The 285-nt window shown below is 59.3% G+C and carries 1 pseudogene; it reads left to right on the forward strand.

The annotated features are described in order from the left end of the window. Nucleotides 1-19: 19 nt before the first annotated feature. Nucleotides 20-285 (forward strand): annotated as a pseudogene (locus R0J87_RS19565) (cobyric acid synthase); the annotation flags it as partial.

A 285-nucleotide genomic window follows, 5' to 3' on the forward strand; every position in this document is an offset into this window, starting at 1 on the left:
GCTTCGCAACCTGAGCGCCGTGTTGGTCCGGGAAGAGGCAAAGGTAGATGGGTACGAGATGCATAACGGTGTTAGCGAAGGCCCCGCCCTGAGCAGGCCACTCTTCGATGTAGGCACCCACTTTGATGGGGCCATCAGCGAGGATGGTCAAGTGATGGGCACTTACCTACACGGCCTGTTTGACAACCCAGAAGCCTGCCAAGCGCTCCTCACCAAGCTTGGGCTAGACAAGGCAGGCAGCGTCGATTACAACGCCCACCGCGAACAAGCCTTGGAGCGCTTGGC

This window comes from Halomonas sp. SIMBA_159, assembly GCF_046536035.1.
Lineage (GTDB): Bacteria > Pseudomonadota > Gammaproteobacteria > Pseudomonadales > Halomonadaceae > Vreelandella > Vreelandella venusta_A.